The organism is Celeribacter sp., assembly GCF_048266405.1.
GTDB lineage: Bacteria > Pseudomonadota > Alphaproteobacteria > Rhodobacterales > Rhodobacteraceae > Celeribacter.
This window is the reverse complement of the sequence record NZ_JBLWZO010000015.1, coordinates 19582-38575: the sequence shown is the minus strand read 5'-3', so window position 1 is coordinate 38575 and position 18994 is coordinate 19582. Positions and strand designations below refer to the sequence as shown.

The 18994-nt window shown below is 57.5% G+C and carries 20 protein-coding genes and 1 pseudogene; 16 read left to right on the top strand and 5 right to left on the bottom strand.

Annotation, left to right across the window (positions count from 1 at the left end):
- The first annotated feature begins 2 nt into the window (after positions 1 to 2).
- The 4 genes from ACN0TS_RS16950 (at position 3) to ACN0TS_RS16935 (ending at position 4375) form a co-directional block, all read left to right on the top strand.
- A complete protein-coding gene (locus tag ACN0TS_RS16950) occupies positions 3 to 950 on the top strand; it encodes an ABC transporter permease (RefSeq protein WP_417260550.1) in 948 nt (315 codons plus the stop codon).
- Positions 947 to 1789, top strand: a complete 843-nt coding sequence (locus ACN0TS_RS16945; RefSeq protein WP_417260549.1) for an ABC transporter permease — start codon at positions 947 to 949, stop codon at positions 1787 to 1789. The genes ACN0TS_RS16950 and ACN0TS_RS16945 overlap by 4 nt, the downstream gene beginning before the upstream one ends.
- Positions 1786 to 3384: a dipeptide ABC transporter ATP-binding protein gene (locus tag ACN0TS_RS16940; RefSeq protein WP_417260548.1), complete on the top strand. Its 1599-nt coding sequence runs from the start codon at positions 1786 to 1788 to the stop codon at positions 3382 to 3384. The genes ACN0TS_RS16945 and ACN0TS_RS16940 overlap by 4 nt, the downstream gene beginning before the upstream one ends.
- A 91-nt stretch (positions 3385 to 3475) precedes the next feature.
- Complete coding sequence (locus tag ACN0TS_RS16935; RefSeq protein ID WP_417260547.1) at positions 3476 to 4375, top strand: LysR substrate-binding domain-containing protein; 900 nt, start codon at positions 3476 to 3478, stop codon at positions 4373 to 4375.
- Between the two features lie 160 nt (positions 4376 to 4535).
- Here ACN0TS_RS16935 and ACN0TS_RS16930 read toward each other — a convergent pair.
- Together ACN0TS_RS16930 and ACN0TS_RS16925 are read right to left on the bottom strand one after the other, a co-directional pair.
- Positions 4536 to 4837 (bottom strand): annotated as a pseudogene (locus tag ACN0TS_RS16930) (transposase); the annotation flags it as partial.
- Between the two features lie 54 nt (positions 4838 to 4891).
- A complete protein-coding gene (locus ACN0TS_RS16925; protein ID WP_417260546.1) occupies positions 4892 to 6085 on the bottom strand; it encodes a cytochrome C in 1194 nt (397 codons plus the stop codon).
- 125 nt (positions 6086 to 6210) lie between these two features.
- Here ACN0TS_RS16925 and ACN0TS_RS16920 point away from each other — a divergent pair, with 125 nt between their 5' ends.
- From ACN0TS_RS16920 to ACN0TS_RS16880, 9 genes are read left to right on the top strand one after another with little or no spacing between them, the layout of a single operon-like run.
- Positions 6211 to 7482, top strand: coding sequence for a Na(+)-translocating NADH-quinone reductase subunit A (locus ACN0TS_RS16920; protein ID WP_417260545.1), 1272 nt, complete (start codon positions 6211 to 6213; stop codon positions 7480 to 7482).
- Positions 7479 to 8255 (top strand): RnfABCDGE type electron transport complex subunit D, encoded by a 777-nt coding sequence (locus tag ACN0TS_RS16915; RefSeq protein ID WP_417260544.1) that lies wholly within the window; start codon positions 7479 to 7481, stop codon positions 8253 to 8255. The genes ACN0TS_RS16920 and ACN0TS_RS16915 overlap by 4 nt, the downstream gene beginning before the upstream one ends.
- The gene (nqrC, locus tag ACN0TS_RS16910; RefSeq protein WP_417260543.1) at positions 8248 to 9048 is read left to right on the top strand and encodes an NADH:ubiquinone reductase (Na(+)-transporting) subunit C; all 801 of its coding nucleotides are present in this window, start codon (positions 8248 to 8250) and stop codon (positions 9046 to 9048) included. The genes ACN0TS_RS16915 and nqrC overlap by 8 nt, the downstream gene beginning before the upstream one ends.
- Before the next feature lie 3 nt (positions 9049 to 9051).
- A complete protein-coding gene (locus ACN0TS_RS16905) occupies positions 9052 to 9717 on the top strand; it encodes an NADH:ubiquinone reductase (Na(+)-transporting) subunit D (protein WP_417260542.1) in 666 nt (221 codons plus the stop codon).
- A complete protein-coding gene (gene nqrE / locus ACN0TS_RS16900) occupies positions 9714 to 10325 on the top strand; it encodes an NADH:ubiquinone reductase (Na(+)-transporting) subunit E (RefSeq protein WP_417260541.1) in 612 nt (203 codons plus the stop codon). Before ACN0TS_RS16905 ends, nqrE begins: the two co-directional genes overlap by 4 nt.
- Positions 10322 to 11542: an NADH:ubiquinone reductase (Na(+)-transporting) subunit F gene (gene nqrF, locus ACN0TS_RS16895; RefSeq protein WP_417260540.1), complete on the top strand. Its 1221-nt coding sequence runs from the start codon at positions 10322 to 10324 to the stop codon at positions 11540 to 11542. Before nqrE ends, nqrF begins: the two co-directional genes overlap by 4 nt.
- A gap of 3 nt (positions 11543 to 11545) precedes the next feature.
- Positions 11546 to 12523, top strand: a complete 978-nt coding sequence (locus tag ACN0TS_RS16890) for an FAD:protein FMN transferase (protein ID WP_417260539.1) — start codon at positions 11546 to 11548, stop codon at positions 12521 to 12523.
- Positions 12524 to 12532: 9 nt separating this feature from the next.
- Positions 12533 to 12709 carry a hypothetical protein gene (locus ACN0TS_RS16885; RefSeq protein ID WP_417260538.1) on the top strand — a complete coding sequence of 59 codons (177 nt, stop codon included), beginning with the start codon at positions 12533 to 12535 and terminating at the stop codon, positions 12707 to 12709.
- On the top strand, positions 12696 to 13091 hold the full coding sequence (locus ACN0TS_RS16880; RefSeq protein ID WP_417260537.1) for a CBS domain-containing protein: 396 nt from the start codon (positions 12696 to 12698) through the stop codon (positions 13089 to 13091). The genes ACN0TS_RS16885 and ACN0TS_RS16880 overlap by 14 nt, the downstream gene beginning before the upstream one ends.
- A gap of 335 nt (positions 13092 to 13426) precedes the next feature.
- Here ACN0TS_RS16880 and ACN0TS_RS16875 read toward each other — a convergent pair whose 3' ends face one another.
- Entirely contained in the window at positions 13427 to 13900 is a 474-nt protein-coding gene (locus ACN0TS_RS16875) for a hypothetical protein (protein WP_417260536.1), read from the bottom strand.
- Between the two features lie 287 nt (positions 13901 to 14187).
- On the opposite strand from ACN0TS_RS16875, the gene ACN0TS_RS16870 reads away from it, so the two are divergent.
- The 3 genes from ACN0TS_RS16870 to tdh all read left to right on the top strand — a co-directional run bounded on the left by ACN0TS_RS16870 (position 14188) and on the right by tdh (position 17073).
- Positions 14188 to 14754 carry a helix-turn-helix domain-containing protein gene (locus ACN0TS_RS16870; RefSeq protein WP_417260535.1) on the top strand — a complete coding sequence of 189 codons (567 nt, stop codon included), beginning with the start codon at positions 14188 to 14190 and terminating at the stop codon, positions 14752 to 14754.
- Positions 14755 to 14836: 82 nt separating this feature from the next.
- Positions 14837 to 16039, top strand: coding sequence for a glycine C-acetyltransferase (locus tag ACN0TS_RS16865; protein ID WP_417260534.1), 1203 nt, complete (start codon positions 14837 to 14839; stop codon positions 16037 to 16039).
- A complete protein-coding gene (gene tdh / locus ACN0TS_RS16860) occupies positions 16036 to 17073 on the top strand; it encodes an L-threonine 3-dehydrogenase (RefSeq protein ID WP_417260533.1) in 1038 nt (345 codons plus the stop codon). The genes ACN0TS_RS16865 and tdh overlap by 4 nt, the downstream gene beginning before the upstream one ends.
- A gap of 119 nt (positions 17074 to 17192) precedes the next feature.
- Here the strand turns inward: tdh and ACN0TS_RS16855 are convergent, their stop codons facing one another.
- Both ACN0TS_RS16855 and ACN0TS_RS16850 read right to left on the bottom strand, forming a co-directional pair.
- Positions 17193 to 17927: a pseudouridine synthase gene (locus ACN0TS_RS16855; RefSeq protein ID WP_417260532.1), complete on the bottom strand. Its 735-nt coding sequence runs from the start codon at positions 17925 to 17927 to the stop codon at positions 17193 to 17195.
- A gap of 125 nt (positions 17928 to 18052) precedes the next feature.
- Complete coding sequence (locus ACN0TS_RS16850) at positions 18053 to 18943, bottom strand: mechanosensitive ion channel family protein (protein ID WP_417260531.1); 891 nt, start codon at positions 18941 to 18943, stop codon at positions 18053 to 18055.
- Positions 18944 to 18994: the final 51 nt, after the last annotated feature.

Genomic DNA, 18994 nt, shown 5'->3' with positions numbered 1-18994 from the left:
TAGTGAATTTGGGTAAGTTTATAATCAAAAAGGCAACGTTCGGGATTGCCACGATGGTGGTCGTCTCGTTTCTTATCTTTCTCGCACTCGAAGTGAACATCGAAGAGGTCGCGGTTAAAGTTCTGGGTCAGTACTCGACACCTGAACAACGCGCGGCATGGCTTTTGGAAAACGGCTATACCGATCCGTTTCTCGTGCGCTACCTGCGGTGGCTTGGCGGGTTCGTGGTGGGCGAGTGGGGGCAATCCACCTATTTCCGCGCACCAGTGATGGATGTCCTGCTTCCGCGTCTGGGCGCGTCGGCCGTGCTTGCCGGTGGGGCTCTTTTGGTCATTGTCACTTTCGGCCTGACGCTGGGCGTTCTGGCGGGAATGCGTCCCGGGTCGCTCCTCGATCGCGTGGTGTCAGTCTTCTCCGTGATCACAACCTCCATTCCCGATTTCGCCTCGGCGGTGTTCCTGTCTGCGATCTTCGTGTTCTGGCTTGGGGTTCTTCCCGGCGCCAGCACCATGATCTCGGGGTTTTCGCTCAAGGAATTGATCCTGCCCGTTTCGGTGTTGGGTCTCTATTCGATGGGCTATCTCGCGCGGGTCACGCGCGCCTCGATGGCTGATGTCATGAGCACCCACTATATCCGCACCGCCCGCCTCAAGGGGGCAAGTCTGAGCCGTATGGTCCTGCGCCATGCGTTGCGCAATGCGCTCATCACGCCCGTTACGGTCATCATGCTGCAACTGCCGTGGCTGTTGTCGGGGGTGATCGTTGTTGAAGTGTTCTATGCCTACAAGGGCTTCGGATCGCTTCTTTACGACGCAGCACTCAATCAGGACATCTACCTGATCGAGGCCTGCGCGATGATTTCGGTTCTCGTCGTCGTTCTCAGCCAGATTTTCTCCGACTTGCTCTACGGCTGGTTGAACCCGCGTATCCAACTTGGAGAAAAATCATGAAGGCTCTAAAACCTTACCTGCAAAAGCCGCTGGTTGTGATCGGTGGTTTCCTTGCCTTTTCATGGCTTCTGATCGCGATCCTTGCACCCGTTCTGGCGCCATTCGATCCGCTTCAAACCCTTCAACCGTTGGTTAAACCGATGACGGTGGGCGATAGTGGTGATCTCTATATCCTTGGTACCGATATGTTAGGCCGCGATATCCTGTCACGTCTGATCTGGGGCGCGCGAACCGTTGTGATCTACGCGACGTTGGCTACATTGACTGCCTATGCCTTCGGCATGTGTTTTGGTCTCGTCGCAGGATACCTCGGCGGACGCACTGATACGGTTCTGTCCTTTATGTCCAATGTGGTGTTGAGCTTTCCCGTGTTGGTACTCTATATCGTGATCATCGTGGTGATCGGCGCATCCCCCGTGAATATCGTCATCGCGGTCACATTCAGCAGTGCGCCTGCGATCTTCCGCATCGTGCGCGCGATCACCATCGACGTATCGAGCCGCGATTTCGTGAAAGCGGCGATCACGCAGGGCGAAAGCACGCTGCGCATCCTGTTTGTGGAAATCTTGCCAAATACCACAGGGCCGCTCTCGGTCGATTTTTGTCTGCGCCTTGGCTACACCGCGATTACCATCGGGACGCTGGGCTTTCTGGGTCTGGGGCTCCCGCCGCCAACACCTGACTGGGGCGGAATGGTGAACGAAGGCCGCTCTATGGCGATCGCCTTCCCTCATTTGGTAATCTTCCCCTGTATCGCTATTTCTACCCTGACGTTGGGACTGAGCCTGCTGGCCGATGGCCTGCGCGAAGTTAACGAGGCAAAGGAGCGCCAATCATGACGCAGACCGAAACCAATGTCCTTTTGGACGTCCATAACCTTGCGGTTGCTTTACCTAAAGGTGCCGACAGGCCCTATGCGGTCAAGGATGTGTCGCTGAATGTAAAGCCACGTGAAATTTTGTGTATTGTCGGGGAATCCGGCTCGGGAAAATCGGTGCTGACCGCAACGCTCATGGGGGCGAGCCCAAAAGGCCTAAACGTGGCACAGGGACGCGCGATGATGGGCGGGCAGGATTTACTGACGCTGTCGGAAAAGCAGTGGCGGCATATCCGTGGTAAGGACATCGGCATGATTTTTCAGGAGCCAATGGCTTCGCTGAACCCCGCGCTTACCGCAGGGCAGCAGATCGAGGAAGTGTTCGAACTACATTCCGACATGCCAAAGGAAAAGCGCGCGGCCGAAGCTCGTCGTCTTATCGAGGAGATGCATCTTCCCGATCCCGATCGCATTCTGGCAAGCTACCCGCATGAGTTGTCAGGCGGCCAGTGTCAACGCGTGGTGATCGCCATGGCCTTGGCAATGTGTCCCAAACTGTTGATTGCCGACGAGCCGACGACAGCTTTGGATGTGACAACGCAAGCACAGGTACTCAAACTGGTCCGCGAGTTACGCGATAATCACGGGCACGGGATCATTTTCATCACCCATGATCTTGGTGTTGTCGCAGATATCGCGGATAGGATCGCGGTGATGCGACAGGGTGAGTTGGTAGAGATCGGTACAGCCGAGCAGGTGCTGAAAAATCCGCAGCATGACTACACCAAGGCTCTGATCGACGCTGTGCCCAGCCTTGAACCTCACGATCGTCCCATTCCTGAAGATGCCGAAGGGGTGTTGGTGGTCGAGAGGCTCAACCACAGCTACGGCAGCGCTCAGGTTCTGCACGACATCGAACTGACCGTCTCGCCTGGTCGGGTGCTGTCTATCGTTGGCGAGAGCGGGTCGGGAAAATCAACAATCGCCCGCAATCTGATCCGGCTGACAACGCCGACTTCGGGGCGCATTGCTGTCGCGGGTGATGACATCTTGTCGGTGAACGGGGCAGGGCTACGGGCGATGCGTAGACGTATCCAGATGATCTTTCAGGATCCTTTCGGCTCCCTGAACCCACGCCGCCGTGTTGGGCCGATGATTGCGCGCGCTGCCATTCTGTCAGGCGCAACCCGCGCCGAGGCCGTGGCACGGGCGAAGGAATTGCTGGAACTGGTCGGGCTTGAGCGCAGCGCTTACAACCGTCGTCCCGCGGCTTTTTCGGGCGGGCAACGTCAACGCATCGGCATAGCGCGCGCCTTGGCTATGCGGCCGGATGTTCTGATCGCGGACGAAAGCGTCTCTGCTCTGGATGTCTCCGTTCAGGCGCAAGTTCTGGACCTGCTCGCGGAGTTGCAAAAAAAGTTGCGTCTGGCGGTTGTGTTCATCACCCACGACTTGCGTGTAGCGGCGCAAATCAGTGACGAGATCGTCGTGCTGAGCAAGGGCCACGTGGTCGAAAGGGGATCGGCAAGCGAGGTTCTTACGCGACCGCAACATCCCTACACGCAGGCGTTGATTGCCGCAGCGCCAGGGCGGGGGGCATTCCGTGCGGTCGGGTGAAACTTGACATGTCAATGTCTAAAATGGATACGGGTCGGGCATTCCTACGCGAAAGTCTCCTGTATCCAACTTAACCTGCGGTCTTTACACGATGTCCGTTTCTCCCTCCCTTACCTCTTTGCGGGCTTTTGCCACTGTCGGTCAATGCCTGAGCTTTACCGAAGGCGCGAACAGGTTGGGCGTGACACAAAGCGCCGTGAGCCGTCAAATACGCCAGCTGGAAAGCGTCCTAGATATTGCGCTTTTCCGCAGGATCGGGAATTCAGTCGAACTGACCGAAATCGGTGCTGTTCTGCATGAGCGTCTTTCTGGCGCATTTGACCAAATTGAAGATGCCGTGTTGGAAGCGCGCGCCACAGTTCCGCGCCAGAAATTGACGATTTTGGCTCCGCCGACGTTTGCCAGTCTTTGGTTATCCCATAGGCTGGTGTCTTTTCGTCATCGGTTTCCGGATCTGGACCTCTCGTTGCATTTTAGCCGCGATGACAACGTACGGTTTGATTGCGAAATACGTTTCGGTGATGAACCACATCCACGGCAATCCTCGACCCGCCTGATGGTCGAGCAACACATCGCCGTTTGTGCGCCCGATCTTTGGGCTGATCCTGTACGGTTGCGTAAAAGCTGCCTGCTCTATGTGCTTGATCGAGCCTATCGTTTGCCGACATGGGATAATTGGTTTGCGTCGACTCAGCATGATCTAAGTAACCTTCCTGAAAATGCGATGGAATTTGCCACGCTGAACATGGTGACACAGGCCGCGATCAATGGCGCGGGGCTTGCAGTGATTGATCGCAACATGATTGAGGCCGAACTCGCATCAGGTGCGCTGATTCAGATTGATCCCGTGGTCGTCTCTGGGCCCTATGGCTATTGGCTTGATATCTCCTCGGAGCGACAAACTCGCAGCCGTGTGGTGCATTTCGCCCGTTGGTTGCAAAAGGCTGTTGGAGATGGAGGTCGAAGTGGAGTAGCTTCTGAGATTGGTTGAAGTGGACTGATTTTACTTGTGTGGTTCCCCAAAATGCTCGGTCAAGACATTTTCCGTTCGCTCAATGCCCTACCGGACAGTGAATGAAGGCAATCATCGCTTAAGTGGGCGGTCGAGTTCCGCCTGTGCAAAGTTTAGCCCGTCACGCCACTGGTACGAATGGCGGGTGAAACGCTGACGCCTTACGTAGTATCTCATTGGCTTGGCGTAGCTCCCGGTTTCCCCTTCGAGGGATTTAATCCGATCACGTTCTTCAGTCGTCACGCCGTCACGCATACCACTGTCCTTTTCGGCCTGCTTGACCCATCCGTTCAAGGTCTGGGGAATACAGCCGATTTTGGGTGCAATGGCCACAATCGCGCCCGCCTGCGTTTCGTAGGAGCCTTGATGCTCAAACACCATTCGGACCGCACGTGCGCGGACCTCAGGCGAGTAGCGATTTGCCATTTTACTTTTTGGCATAACCATCATCCTTACTTAAGTTGATGGTAGCCGACAAACTCGGGGCGTTTCAGTCTAGCGATTGATGCCGAGCGCATCGATGTCTTGGCCAAGCGGTTCCGCGAGGTCTTCCATCGCGTCGTAGAGAAGTTCCAGCGCATAGTGCGGGTTGTGGGCGAAAGCGCCTGCATCCGCGGATACGAACTTCCAGTTATAGACCGCTTTCAACAGGCGGGGCGTCCATGCATTGTAGCCCACAGCCCTGCCGTCCACCTCGTCAACCCGTCCGTCGCCATTGGCGTCCGCGAAGAAATACGGATAGCTGTGGCTGTCGTAGATCATCGGTGTGCCAGCAACCTGTGCGGCATAGTCCTGCACCATGCCAAGCAGACGTTTCGCATTGGCTGCGATATCCGCGCGGATGCCCTTTGTCAGATCGCCGCTGCCATCGTAGCTGAGACGGGAGAGGCGGATGTCGTCGGGCGTGCTGTTCTCATGGCAGGTCGCGCAGGTGTTCTCGGAGACCGTCAGGTTATGCGGCTCGTGGCACGATACGCAGGTTTCGACGGGGCGGGCGTGAAAGAAGCGGCCCGAATATTCCTTGTCGGGGTAATGGTAGCCCGATCCTGCATAGCCGCCGAGCCATGTGGAGGCCGCAACCGCATAGTGCGGGTTGATGAAGCCCAGTTCGGGGTCGGGCGTGTCGGGGTCTTTCGCATCGGTCGCGGCGGCGACCTGTTGTCCCGAGGCGCGGCCTTGGTGGCAGGTCATGCAGGAGGCTTCTGCAGGGGTGCTGACGGGATGCATCAGGCCGCTGGGGAAACGCACTTCTGCAACGCCGCTCAGGCCCGGATCATGGCAGGTCGCACAATCGACAACGCCACCCGTCGGCACGGGAGAGGCGGGCAGTCCCGCCTCGCTGCCGTCGAGACCGTGGAAGGAGCGAAAACCTGCGCCTGAGTGGCAAACGGCACAGGTAGGTGGAATTTCGCCGTCTTCGTCCCAATGCGCAAAGGCCTCGGAGGACGAATCAGAATGGCCCGAACGTGCCCAATCGGATATGGCATTCTGGTTCGCGATCTTGATTTGATCGGGTCTGAAGGGACCGGTTTCGGGCATGACGTAGAGCTCAAGCTGCTCGGCGATTTCCGCGATCTCGGCCGTTGTTTCTGTTGTAGTATCTTGCGCATAGGAAGCGTGGGGCAGGCAGGCGAGGGCCACACCGAAACAAACATGTATCTTGAATATACCTAAAAATTTCAATGGCATGGTGGCTTCCTTTTTGTGATGGTAGCTACACGTTTCCTAAAATCTTTGATATCGTTTCTTGGAGATTCTCGCAATGACGCCGTCCGCGTTTCTGGCGTCGAAGATATTTGAGTGACGGAGACAGGATGTTCACATCGGTTCTATCCGAAGGGCTTGATCTGCCACGAAGCGGGCTGAGGGTTACGCAGGCCGATGCGGAACTACATTTGACCGTGGAAGCCGCAGTTACCCCGTCGCCGCTTGAAGAGCTGCGCGTCGATATGCTGGTCGCGGAGGACGTGAAAGTTGCCCAAGGCCAACCGCTCATGCGTTTGAGATCGGCGCCCGAAATTGCCCTCGTGGCGCCGATGGCAGGGCGGGTGGCGCGGATCGACCTCATGCCGGGACACAAGCTGTCACAGGTCGTTCTTTTCCACGAGGCTGACGGGGATCGCTATGCCTTCAAGGTAGACGGAGCCGCGCGTGACGAGGCGGGTTTCAGGGCACTGCTTCAGGCCACGGGGTTGTGGCGGAACTTTCGCAGCCGCCCTTTCGGGCAGATGCCCGCACCGACCGAAACACCCGCTGCGATTTTCGTGATGGGAGTCGACAGCCGTCCCGATGCGCCTATGCCTTCCGTGGCAATCGAGGGACGCGAGGAGGAGTTCGGTCGCGGCCTTGAGGCCCTGAAACTGTTCGCGGGGGTTAAGTGCTTCCTATGCGAGCCGAAGGGAGCGCCCTTTGGCGGGGCGGTTCCGACGGATGTTACCCGTCTCGAAGTTGGGGACATCCATCCGCAGGGAGCGGCAGGCTTCCTGATCCACCGCCATTTTCCAGCGCAGACCGAGCGGCGTGTGTGGAGCATTCATGCCGAAGACCTTGCTGATATCGGTGCGCTTCTCGCCACGGGTTATCTCCCCGAGACACGGCTTGTCACCGTCACGGGCGAGGCGCTGCGCGAGCCGCGTCTGGTGAAGTGTCAGAAGGGGGCCGACCTGCGTGGCCTGATCCAGAACGTGGTGAAGCCCGGACCGCATGAGGTGATGTCCGGCTCGCTTCTTGAGGGGCGTTCAGCGCACTGGCTGCCCCCCCATGACCGTCAGGTCTCGGTCTTCACGCGCACGTCGAGCGGCGACAAAAAACACTGGTTCAAGGCCGCGCTCGAACGGGCTGCGCGACATGCGCCGATCATTCCCACGGCGGCACTCGATCAGGCCTTCGGGGGCAGGCTCCCCGCAGCGGCCCTTGTGCGGGCACTGGCCTCGGGAGACATGGAGACCTTCACGCAACTTGGCGGGTTGTCCCTTCTCGAAGAGGATATCGCGCTGGCCGATTATGTTACGGGCGCACGTCCGCGCCTTGCCAAACAGCTGCACAGCATGTTGACACAGATCGCCGCAGAGGAGGACGCGCTATGAAGCACGGCATGTGGGATCGTGAGATGGTGGCCCTGCTGTTGCTTCTGGCCATGATGCCGTTGCTCCTTGCATGGCTGGGGTTCGGTGGTGTGGAGGCCATTGCGCGTCTGGTTCTGACGCTTGTGATTTCAGGCCTTTGGCACATGATTTTCATGTTGGCACGCGCACAGCCCCCGTCCTTTGCGGGGGCAGTCACGGCGGTGGCCGTTGCCATGCTCGCGCCACAGGATTTGAGCATGGTGCAACTGATCCTCGGGGTCAGCTTCGGCTCGGTCATGGCGGAACTGGTGTTTGGCGGTTGGGGACGCAATGTGCTCAATCCCGCGACAGTCACGCTCGCCTTTCTGGGCTTCGGTTTCCCCGCCGCGCTGTGGCACGATTTTGCGACACCCGTATCATGGGCAGCCATTGCGAGTTTGGTTGTCGGCGCGATCTTTGGCGTTATGTCGGCACGTCTGATCCTCGGTGCGGTCGCGGTGCTGGCACTTGGCTATGTGGCAGGGGTGCCGCTTGCGGATGTGGCGCCGATGGCGGGCATTGTTCTGGCACTGCTTGTTGTCGATCCTGTGGCGAGCGCCTCGACACAATTTGGCGCATGGATGAACGGGGCGCTCTACGGCGCATTGGTCGTGTTGTTTGCCAACGGTTGGCAGGGCGCGGCCGCGGCGCAGATTGCCGTGTCGGCTGCGTTGCTGGCATCACTGGCCGCCCCTCTATTGGATGAAGTCGCGATTGCGCTCTGGAGAGCACGCAGGAGAAAACGTCATGGCTAACATGAACCCGATTACCGCGTGGCGCAGGCTCTTGGCCCTGCCCAACGAAAGCCGGACAAAGACGCTGTTCATGGCGTTTGTGGTCTCGGCGACCTGTGCGTTGCTGGTCAGCGGCGCGACCGTGATCCTCAAACCCATCCAGACCGCCAATCGCGCGGCGGAACAACAGGCGCGACTGGAAACGCTGATTGCAGGTATTCCGGGAATGTCGGAGCTTCTGTCACAAGAGGGCGGGGCGCTTTCGACCGTTGTGATTGATCTCGACCAAGGCGCGGTTGCCAAGGATGTGACGCCCGAAACGCTCGCGGCGGCGCTTGAGGATAGTGCCAACTGGACGGGGCTGACCGCCAATCAGGATCTCGCGGGGCTGGGGCAACGGCCCAACTTTGCGCAGGTCTATTTCCTGCGCGGGGCGGAGGGTGACTTGTCGCTCGCGCTGCTGCCTGTCAGCGGCATGGGATACAACGGCCCGATTGATGCGATCCTCGCGCTCAGGGCGGATATGAACACCATCGCCGGGCTGGCGATCACGGGGCAGTCCGAGACACCAGGCCTCGGGGCGCGGATCGAGGAGCCTGCATGGCTTGCGCAGTTCAACGGCAAGTCGGTTGCAGATGCCAGCGGCACGGTGCGCTTTGCCGTCGCCAAAGGCGTCGCGGGTAGTGATTTCGAGGTCGATGGCATCACTGGGGCCACACGCACCTCCAATGCCGTGACGCGCATCATGCGGTTCTGGCTTGGCGAGGACGGATACGGGCCACTTCTCGATGCGATCCAGCGCGGGGAGTTTTAAGCCATGTCCGCACGCAATGGCCTTTGGGGTATTCTGATCACGCCGCTCGTCAGGCAGAACCCCGTGACGTTGCAGATCCTCGGGATTTGTTCCGCGCTGGCGGTGACAACATCGGTTGCAACCGCGCTCACCATGTCAGCCGCTCTCACGGCGGTGCTGGTGATGTCGGCGGCGGTCATCAGCCTGATCCGCAACCACATCCCCGATGCGATCCGTCTGATCGTGCAGATCGTCATCGTTGCCTCGATGGTGGTGGTGATCGATCAGATCCTGCAAGCCTATCTGTTTGAAATCAGCCAGCGGCTTTCGGTTTTCGTCAGTCTGATCACCACGAACTGTCTGGTTCTGGGGCGCACGGAATCCTTCTCGCGTCACAACCCGCCGCTGCGGTCGATGGTGGACGCGCTCGGCAACGGGTTGGGATATTCGCTGGTGCTGATCGTGATCGGCTCCATCCGCGAGCTTTTCGGCGCGGGCTCGTTGCTGGGCTGGCAGGTCTTTGCGACGGTAGATCAGGGGGGCTGGTATACGCCGCTCAACCTGATGCTGATGGCGCCTTCCGCCTTTTTCCTTCTGGGCGGTCTGGTCTGGGCGGTGCGCACGGTTCTGCCTGAACAAACGGAGGCGCTGGAATTCCGCGCCCCTGATGATCCGGAGGATGCAGCATGAGCGATCTTTGGGCCCTGTTTCTCCACGCTGCCTTTGTCGACAACATGCCGCTTACCTTCTTTCTCGGCCTTTGCACCTTTATCGCCCTGTCGCGCAAAACCGGCTCCGCTTTGGGCCTGGGCATCGCCATTGTCGCCGTGATGGGGGTGACGGTGCCAGTGAACCATCTGGTCTACACCCTCCTGCTTGCGCCAGGAGCATGGGGCTGGGCGGGGTTGCCCGATATTGATCTGTCCTACCTGAAACTGATCGCCTTTATCGGTGTGATCGCGGCCACAGTGCAATTGCTGGAGATGGTGCTCGACCGCTTCTTCCCCGCGATCTACGCAGCCTTCGGTGTGTTCCTGCCGCTGCTGACCGTGCAATGCGCGATCCTCGCGGGAAGCCTGTTCATGGTGGATCGCAACTACGGCTTGGCAGAGTCGACGGTGTTCGGCCTTGGCGCGGGTTTCGGCTTTGCCGTGGCCGTTGTCATGCTGGGAGCCATCCGCTCCCGCCTGTCCTATGCGGATATGCCTCAGGGGCTACGGGGACTTGGCATTACATTCATCCTCGCGGGTATGATGTCGCTGGGTTTCTCCGCCTTTGCTCAGATGGTGGCGTCATGATTGAGATACTGCTCGGAGCCATAATCATTGTCGCTCTGGTCGTCCTTTTGACACTCACGCTGCTGGCGACAAAACGCAAGCTGGTTCCCGCCGAGGCGATGGTTGTCACGGTCAATGAGACCGACAGCATCGTAGCCGCGCGGGGAGACAAGCTGCTTGGTGTTCTGCACAGGGCCGATATCAATATCCCCGCGGCATGTGGGGGCAAGGGCACCTGCGGCCTGTGTCGGGTGCATGTCGAGGGGGATGGTGCAGGCGAGGCGCAAGCCACGGAAAAGGGCATTCTCTCGGCTGCCGAGCGCAAGGCAAACGTGCGCCTTGCCTGTCAGACCACCCTGCGCGGCCCCTGTTCCGTCACGGTGCCACAGGAATTTCTGGGCGCGACGGGCTTTACCTGCACCGTTGTGTCGAACCGTCAGCTTGCGCCGCTTATCCGCGAATTGGTGCTGGACCTACCCGAAGGGCAGCCGTTCGATTTCCGTGCGGGTGGCTTCTTGCAACTGACCGCGCCGCCCTATGACCTCAACTTCAAAGACATCGAAGTCGAGGAGGATTACCGCAAGATGTGGCAACTGGCCGACTGGCCGCAGATGCGCTCAAGCTCGCCTGTGCCCGTCACCCGTGCCTACTCCATCGCGAGCCGTCCCGAAGATGCGGGCCGCGCCGTGTTCAACATCCGCCTCGCCGTGCCGCCAGCGGGGCAGGAGCATGATATTCCCCCCGGCGTGGTGTCGTCGTGGCTGTTCTCGCGCAAGGCGGGGGACAAGGTGGAAGTCTCTGGTCCCTTCGGAGATTTCCACGTCCAGCCGACCGACCGCGAGATGGTCTTTATCGGCGGCGGCGTCGGCATGGCGCCTTTGCGGGCGATGATCCACGAACAGACTGGACTGGGCACGAAACGCAAGATGCGCTTCTTCTACGGGGCGCGTTCGGCGGCGGATCTGTTCTATGTCGAGGAATTCGAAGCCATCGCCAAGGCCAATCCGAATTTCGAATGGACCCCTGCCTTGTCCGACCCCGCGCCGGGAGACCGCTGGCGTGGCGCGACGGGCTTTATCCACGATACGGTGCGCGAAGCCCTTTCGAAACATCCCGCGCCCGAGGACTGCGAATACTACCTGTGTGGCCCGCCTGTCATGATTTCTGCCGTGTTGAACACGTTGGCGAAACTGGGCGTCGAGCCGCATTCAATCTATAATGATGACTTTGGAGGTTGAGCCATGTCACTCTACTCGACACGTCGCCAGATGATCGCCATGACGGGTGCCGCTCTTTGGGCGGGCGCGGTGCGGGCCAATCCGACGGAGCCTGTTGCGACCCGCACGATGGAGGGGCGCGCCTTTGCCAGCCACTGGCGTATCACCGCCCCCGCCCATGTCGATCTGGAGCGGCATCGCGCCAATATCGACGCGCTTCTGGCTCGTATCGATGTGCAGATGTCGCCGTGGCGCGATGATAGCGAGATCACGGGGTTCAACCTGACACAGCGTGAAAGAGCCGTCTCGCCCGACACCGCTCTTGTTGCCCGCGCCGCGCTTGATATCGCGCGGGACAGCGGCGGGTGGTTTGACCCGACGGTCGGCCCCTTGGTGGCGCAATGGGGCTTCGGACGGATTTCGGGGTCGCATGCTGGACGCTGGGAAGGGCTTGCCGTCAGCGGCGACAGCCTGCGCAAGGACGATGCTGGCCTGACGATGGACCTGTGCGGGATTGCCAAGGGGCGCGCACTCGATCTTCTGGCCACCTACCTGTGCGATGCAGGGGAGACGGCTTTCCTCGTTGACCTCGGAGGCGAGCTGAAAAGCGAGGGGCTGCATCCCGAAGGACGCCCGTGGCAGATTGCCGTAGAAGACCCGCGACCCAGCCACAACGGCCCCGCTTTCGGCCTGCGTCTGCCTGACGGTATGGCGGTCGCCACCTCGGGTCTGCGTTCGCAAAGCTACGAGTTGGACGGTCAGCGCTACGGCCACATCATTGATCCCCATCATGCCCGCCCCAGTGACGGGAGCGCTGCGTCGGTCTCGGTGCTCGACGCGGAGGGGATGGTTGCCGACGGTTGGGCCACGGCACTTGCCGCCGCGGGTGAGCAGGGGCCGCAGATCGCGCAGAGCAACGGGATTTCGGCGCTGTTTCTGTTCAACACGGCGGGCGGCTTGACGCCCCAAACCACAGGCGGCTTTGACCGCTACATTCTTTAGGGGCGGATCATGGAAGTTATTTTGGGACTTTGCATCGTGCTTCTCGCCGTCCTCGGACTTGGCCTCGGCTCGCTCATGGGACGCGGTCCGGTCAAGGGCTCGTGCGGCGGGATGGCCTGTATCAAGGATGTGGCCTGCGAAGGCTGTCCGCATCGCATAAGCGAGGGCCAAAATGAGCGCACATGAAAGCATTGACGATCTGGTGTTGACCGACACGCCCGTTCTGACGCCGGACATGCCGATCCGTCGCGCTGTTGCCACTCTTGTGCGGCAGCAGGTCACCGCCGCCGCCGTGATCGACGACAGCGGTCGCCTGACAGGCATTTTGAGCCAGAAGGACTGTTTCCGCCCCGCGCTGAACGCTAGCTACTATCAGGAGTGGAAGGGGACGGTGGGAGATTTCATGTCGCCTGATGTGACGGTCCTGCCCGCCGACAGTGATGTTCTGGCCGCTGCCGAAGCGTTTCTGGAGTATCCTTACAGGCTCTTCCCCATAGTGGATAAGGAAGTGTTCACGGGTATGCTCAGACGCTCAGACGTTCTCAAGCGACTTGTGGAGCTGGGATAGAAACGCACCCCAAACCGTCCACTTTCGAGATGAGAAATACGCTGGATACTCAGGTTTGCCGCAGCCTTTCAGGCACGGACAAGGGCGATTTCGACGATCATTGTCTGGTCCTGTCTTGCCCCTTTGGCCTCTGTGTCGATGATGGGGATGTCGGATCGGCGCGATCTTCGTTCGTCATAAATACTGCCTCCATCCCAAATCAGGGAGTTTAAAGGAAGTGTCCCGAGAGTTCACATATCTACAGATCTACCGTTGCGGCCATCAGAACGCGTCTTTGCCTCATGACACATGAAAACCGCGCACCTTTGGGGAGTTCAGGGACGTCACGAGAGGCACTAAGGGGTTGCAAAGTCACGCGCGATGGTAAGTTTCTTTGCGGCTTGTCCCATAGCTTCGATTGCATCCAAGTCAGGGTGTGTTGCACAGATACTGGATATCTCAGCAAAAAATTCTGAATGCAGAGGTGGGGTTGCTTCAGAGGCTGAATGGAAGAAGGGTTTGGTGAGATCGAACCCACTTAAGCCATTATCGTTAATGACCTTTTTCATCAAAATGACAAATGGCAAAACCTCTTCCTTTGGCAGGCCGAGATCGTCTTTAAAGGCGCCTGTTGTGGTGTCGTGGGCAATGGATGCGTCGTGATAGGCAAAGATCACGTCCTCATGCTTCTCGCCAAGCTCCTCGCAGGTTAAGCCGACAAGCTCATCGACGGCATAATGTCTTATCTCATCGGGCCGCGGCCAAACGTATATGGCCAATGCGGCACAAGACATGCCCAGAAACAGGTAGATTTTAGTGCGTTTTGTCATCCTACGAGTTACGCGCCAAATGATCCACGTGTCAAAGGCCCTGAGTATGGTCTCCTGAAAATCGGCCTGTCTGTGGCGCCACCGAGCATATCTTTGATCTGCCCACAGTTTAGCTGAATATTCAGCCGCTGTGGTTGGTTTTTGTCCTTACTTGTCTCACTTTCTGAGCCTCGTGTTTTGCAAACAGCTCGATTAACGTCGGATGGAAATGGACATATACTTGACTGTCGAATTGTATAGACCCAACACATAGGTCGTCGAAGCTGCCAAACGAAAGGCGTGATCAAATGTCTTCAAAACCGGAAATCGCATTGCGCCTTGCGTCTCGATTGAAAGCGGGGCGCAAGAGCAAGGGCTTGAGTCTGGATGCTTTGGCCAAGCTGTCTGGTGTGTCGCGGTCGATGTTGTCCCAAATCGAACGTGGCGAATCCAGTCCGACTGTGGCCAGCCTTTGGAATCTCACAAAGGCATTGAATGTTGATTTTGCAGAATTGCTTGATGTTCAGGATGGCGGAAACGGGCCTATCATAGATGTCGTTCGGGCCGAGAATACTCCTGTAATTCATAATAAATCTGCCCAGTGCCTTATTCGTATATTGAGCGCGCCAGAGGATGTAGGTGACACTGAGATCTATGATATTCACTTTGAGGAAGGTGCGTGCCTCGACAGTTCTGCCCACAAAAGTGGCTGTGTAGAAGCACTTACTGTTCTTGAAGGTGCCCTCGAAGTGACAGCGCAGGGTGTCAGTGAACGTGCTGGGGTAGGCGACACCATTCGCTATGTTGCCGATCAGGATCATGCAATTCGCGCAACAGAGAAAGCCCGCGGATTATTGATTGTTAAGAATGCTTAAATTCCCGTATGATGGAACTTTTCCGTTATATTGACATTTCGCCTTCTTCGCAGATATACCTTCGTTATGAAGGAGAATGCGCATGGCCACTCAATTCCTCGACCATATCAAAAATACGCTGACTGACATCAAATCTGATGGCTTGCTCAAGCGAGAGCGTAGTATTACCTCGCCACAAGGCGGCAGTATCATGGTAGATAACGGTGATGATGCGCCTGTGCGCATGGTCAATCTATGTGCCAATAACTACCTTGGACTGGCAGATGACGCGCGTCTCATTGCGGCGGCTAAAGAGGCGATGGACAGCCATGGGTTTGGCATGGCGTCGGTTCGTTTTATCTGTGGCGCGCAAGATATCCACCGCACGTTGGAAACCAAGTTGGCGAATTTCCTGGGTAAGGATGATGCCATCCTTTTCGCGGCATGTTTTGACGCCAACGGGGGATTGTTCGAACCCCTTCTTGGCCCCGAAGACGCAATCATTTCCGACAGCTTGAACCATGCGTCGATCATTGACGGTATCAGGTTGTGCAAAGCAAAACGGTATCGCTACGCCAATTCCGACATGGCCGATCTTGAGGCGCAGCTTCTGCAAGCCCAACGTGACGGCGCACGGTTTATTATGATTGCAACGGATGGCGTGTTCTCGATGGACGGCTACCTCGCAAAACTACCCGAAATCGTTGCCCTTGGCGAAAAATACGGCGCCTTGGTGATGGTCGATGATTGTCATGCGACGGGCTTTATCGGGCCGAACGGCGCGGGCACTCCGGCGCATTTCGGGGTGGATGTCGACATCTTGACGGGCACACTTGGCAAGGCCCTTGGTGGTGCGTTGGGTGGATATATTGCAGGCCCGCAGGCGGTCATTGATCTGTTGCGCCAACGCGCACGCCCCTATCTGTTCTCGAACTCACTACCGCCCGCAATTGTTGCGGCGGGTATTGCAGCCTTGGATATTGTGGAGACGGGGGACGCGCTTCGCACGCAATTGTTTGAAAATGCGCGCTATTGGCGTGATGGTCTGACGTCGCTTGGGTTCACTTTGCAACCTGGAGAACACCCGATCATTCCAGTGATGCTTGGTGATGCAAATCTTGCTCAAAACATGGCCGCGCATTTGAATGAGAACGGCGTTTATGTCGCTGGATTCTTTTATCCTGTTGTTCCTAAGGGCCAAGCGCGGATACGCACCCAGATGAGCAGTGCATTGACCCGTGATGATCTCGATTTCGCGTTAGACGCCTTTGAAAAAGCAGGACGTGCTACGGGGGCCTTGGTGTGAGCAATCTTATGAAGGCATTGGCCAAGACCAAGCCCGAAGAAGGGCTTTGGATGCAGCACGCACCTGTGCCTGAAATTGGGCCAGACGATGTGCTCATCAAGATCAATAAAACGGGTATTTGCGGCACGGATATCCACATTTGGAATTGGGATGAGTGGGCGCGCAAGGTTGTCCCTTTGAACTTGATCACGGGGCATGAGTTCGCAGGAGAAATCGTCGAGCTAGGAAAGAACGTAACGGATCTCGCCATAGGGCAGCGGTGTTCGGGCGAAGGACATCTGATCGGCAAGGAAAGCCGTCAATCGCGTGCGGGCAAGTTCCATCTCGATCCCGACACACGTGGCATTGGGGTCAATGAGCAAGGAGCATTTGCCCAATATCTGCGCCTGCCTGCCTTCAACGTTGTCCCCTTGCCAGACGACATAAGTGACGACATCGGAGCGATCCTTGATCCGCTCGGTAATGCTGTTCACACCGCGCTGTCGTTCGACCTTTTGGGAGAAGATGTGTTGGTTACTGGCGCAGGACCGATCGGGATCATGGCGGCAGCCGTTGCCCGTCATGCAGGTGCGCGAAATGTTGTCATTACGGACATTAATTCCGAACGGTTGGAACTTGCCACGCGGGTGGCCGATGTCGTGCCAGTGAATGTTCTCAACGAAGACCTCAAAGATGTCATTCCGCGCCTGAAAATGCGTCAAGGCTTTGATGTCGGCATGGAAATGTCCGGCAACCAAGCTGCACTCGATCAAATGGTTGAAGCAATGGTGATGGGCGGACGAATTGCGCTGTTAGGGATACCTCCGGGGAAATCTCCTGTCGATTGGTCACGCATTGTCTTCAAGGCCATCACCCTAAAAGGTGTCTATGGCCGTGAGATTTTCGAGACCTGGTACAAGATGATCGCCATGTTGCAAAACGGTTTAGACGTCAGCGCCGTTATCACACATCGATTTCATAGCGATGATTTTCGATCAGGGTTTGAGACGATGAAAGCAGGCTCAAGCGGAAAAGTGGTTCTCGACTGGACATAACACGGATACTCAATGACGATCACCAACATAGAGTGCGTTAGCATATGCCGCACCGATGAGGGTGACGTTGCGTGTCAGGACGTTTGGGGCCAACAAATCTGTTCTGATCGCGACCTTGGTCATTGAAAGACCGAGGCGCTCTCTACTTCACTAAGGAGCCGCCATTCTCCCGATGCTAAGTTGTCAGGGAGTTTGAGGCCGCCAAGACTCTCGCGGTGCAATTCCACAACGTGGTTTCCGGTCGCAGCAAACATGCGGCGCACTTGGTGATATCGGCCCTCCGTAATACTGAGTAAGGCTTCGGTCGTTGAAACCACCTCCAATTCAGCAGGAGCGAGTGGCTTGTCTTCGTTTTCCAACATCATGCGCCCCGAGGCAAACAGGTCTCCTTCCGTGCCTTTCAACGGGCGGGCCAGCCTGACCCGATAGGTCTTTTTTACGCGGCGCTTCGGGCTTGTCGCATGGTGCAACAGGTCGCCATCATCTGTGAGAAGCAATAGGCCGGACGTTTGCTTGTCCAAGCGGCCGACAGTTGAGATCCTTGGATCACGCAACCTCCAACGTTTGGGGAGGAGGTCATACACCAATGCGCCGCCATCACTGTGTGAGCAGGTCATGCCCACAGGCTTGTTCATTAGAATGACCATAGGTGCAAGAGGATCGAGAGCCTCACCATATATGGTCATGTGGAGAGGCAAGTCTGGCGTGATCGGAATACGCTTGGTGACGTCCAAAAGCGCGGCGGTATCGAGAGTGATCCCTCCAGCCCTTGCTATGCGTGCGATGTCTTTGCGCGAGCCGTAACCCATAGAGGATAGCAGCTTGTCGATCCGTATTGTTGGAACCTTAGCCATGAACTTGGTTCCTTGAAATAAGGCCCGAAAGGTCTGAATTTAGAATGACCATTCTAAATTTCTGGATCATCATTGGGGGCCATTTGCATTCATTTAGAGGGGCACTTGTGTGAAGAACGCGCGTCCTAAAAGGATGACGGTTTGGCGCGAACGAGTTCAATGCGTCGGTGCGGCGCGAGGTATCCCTTGTCTCGCAGAGCATCATCAACAAGGCTATAAACCTCGTCACGGCAATCGGGATCGAGATCAAAGCGCGATAACCAGAAACGAAGCGCATAGGTGATGCCACCTTCTTCGTAGGCAAGAACACGCACGTCGGGTGCTGGGTCTTGTTGGATCAGTTTCGCATCTTTCAAAGCATTCAGCATCACCTCGCGAGCGCGACCGACGGGCATTGTGTGATCAAGTGTGATCGCGACCTGCGCCCGATATTGCGGTCTGGGAGCCGAGTAGTTGGTGATCCTCTGCCGTGCGATTTGGCTGTTGGGAATGATCGCGTAGGTCGAGTCACGCGTTAGAATGCGCGTGGTGCGCCAGCCGATTTCAATGACTTTTCCGCGCGCCAAACTATCAATGTCGATCCAGTCTCCAATGCGAAACGGCCCCTCAACTCCGAGAGCAATACCCGACAGGGTATCGGCGACAACATTTCGGATCGCGAAACCAAGCATTGCAAGGATCAAGCCCGAACCGGCCAAGGCCCCGATAGCACCCTGTCCGAGAAACAGGGAGATGGCGGCTCCAAACGCCATAAGAAAGAGGAGCGCCGCAATCAGGTCACGTAACAGGCGTGGATAGGGACGGTTGCGTGGGCTGGCTGCGTCCAGCGCCGCAGACACCACGCGACTGGCAAGCCATGCGAATGCAAAATAAGCCAATGCTGTGATACTGGTCGATAAGGCGTTATCGGTGCCGACCAAAACCGCGATGTGCGACGAGAGCAGGATCAATCCTGCGCATAAGGTTGCTAAAACCGTCGGCCAAACGAGGCGCCGGGCATGGAATTTCGTATTCATTTCAGACGCCTCCTTTGTGGCTCTGAGTTAGTCATGTCTTTGGGAGAGGAA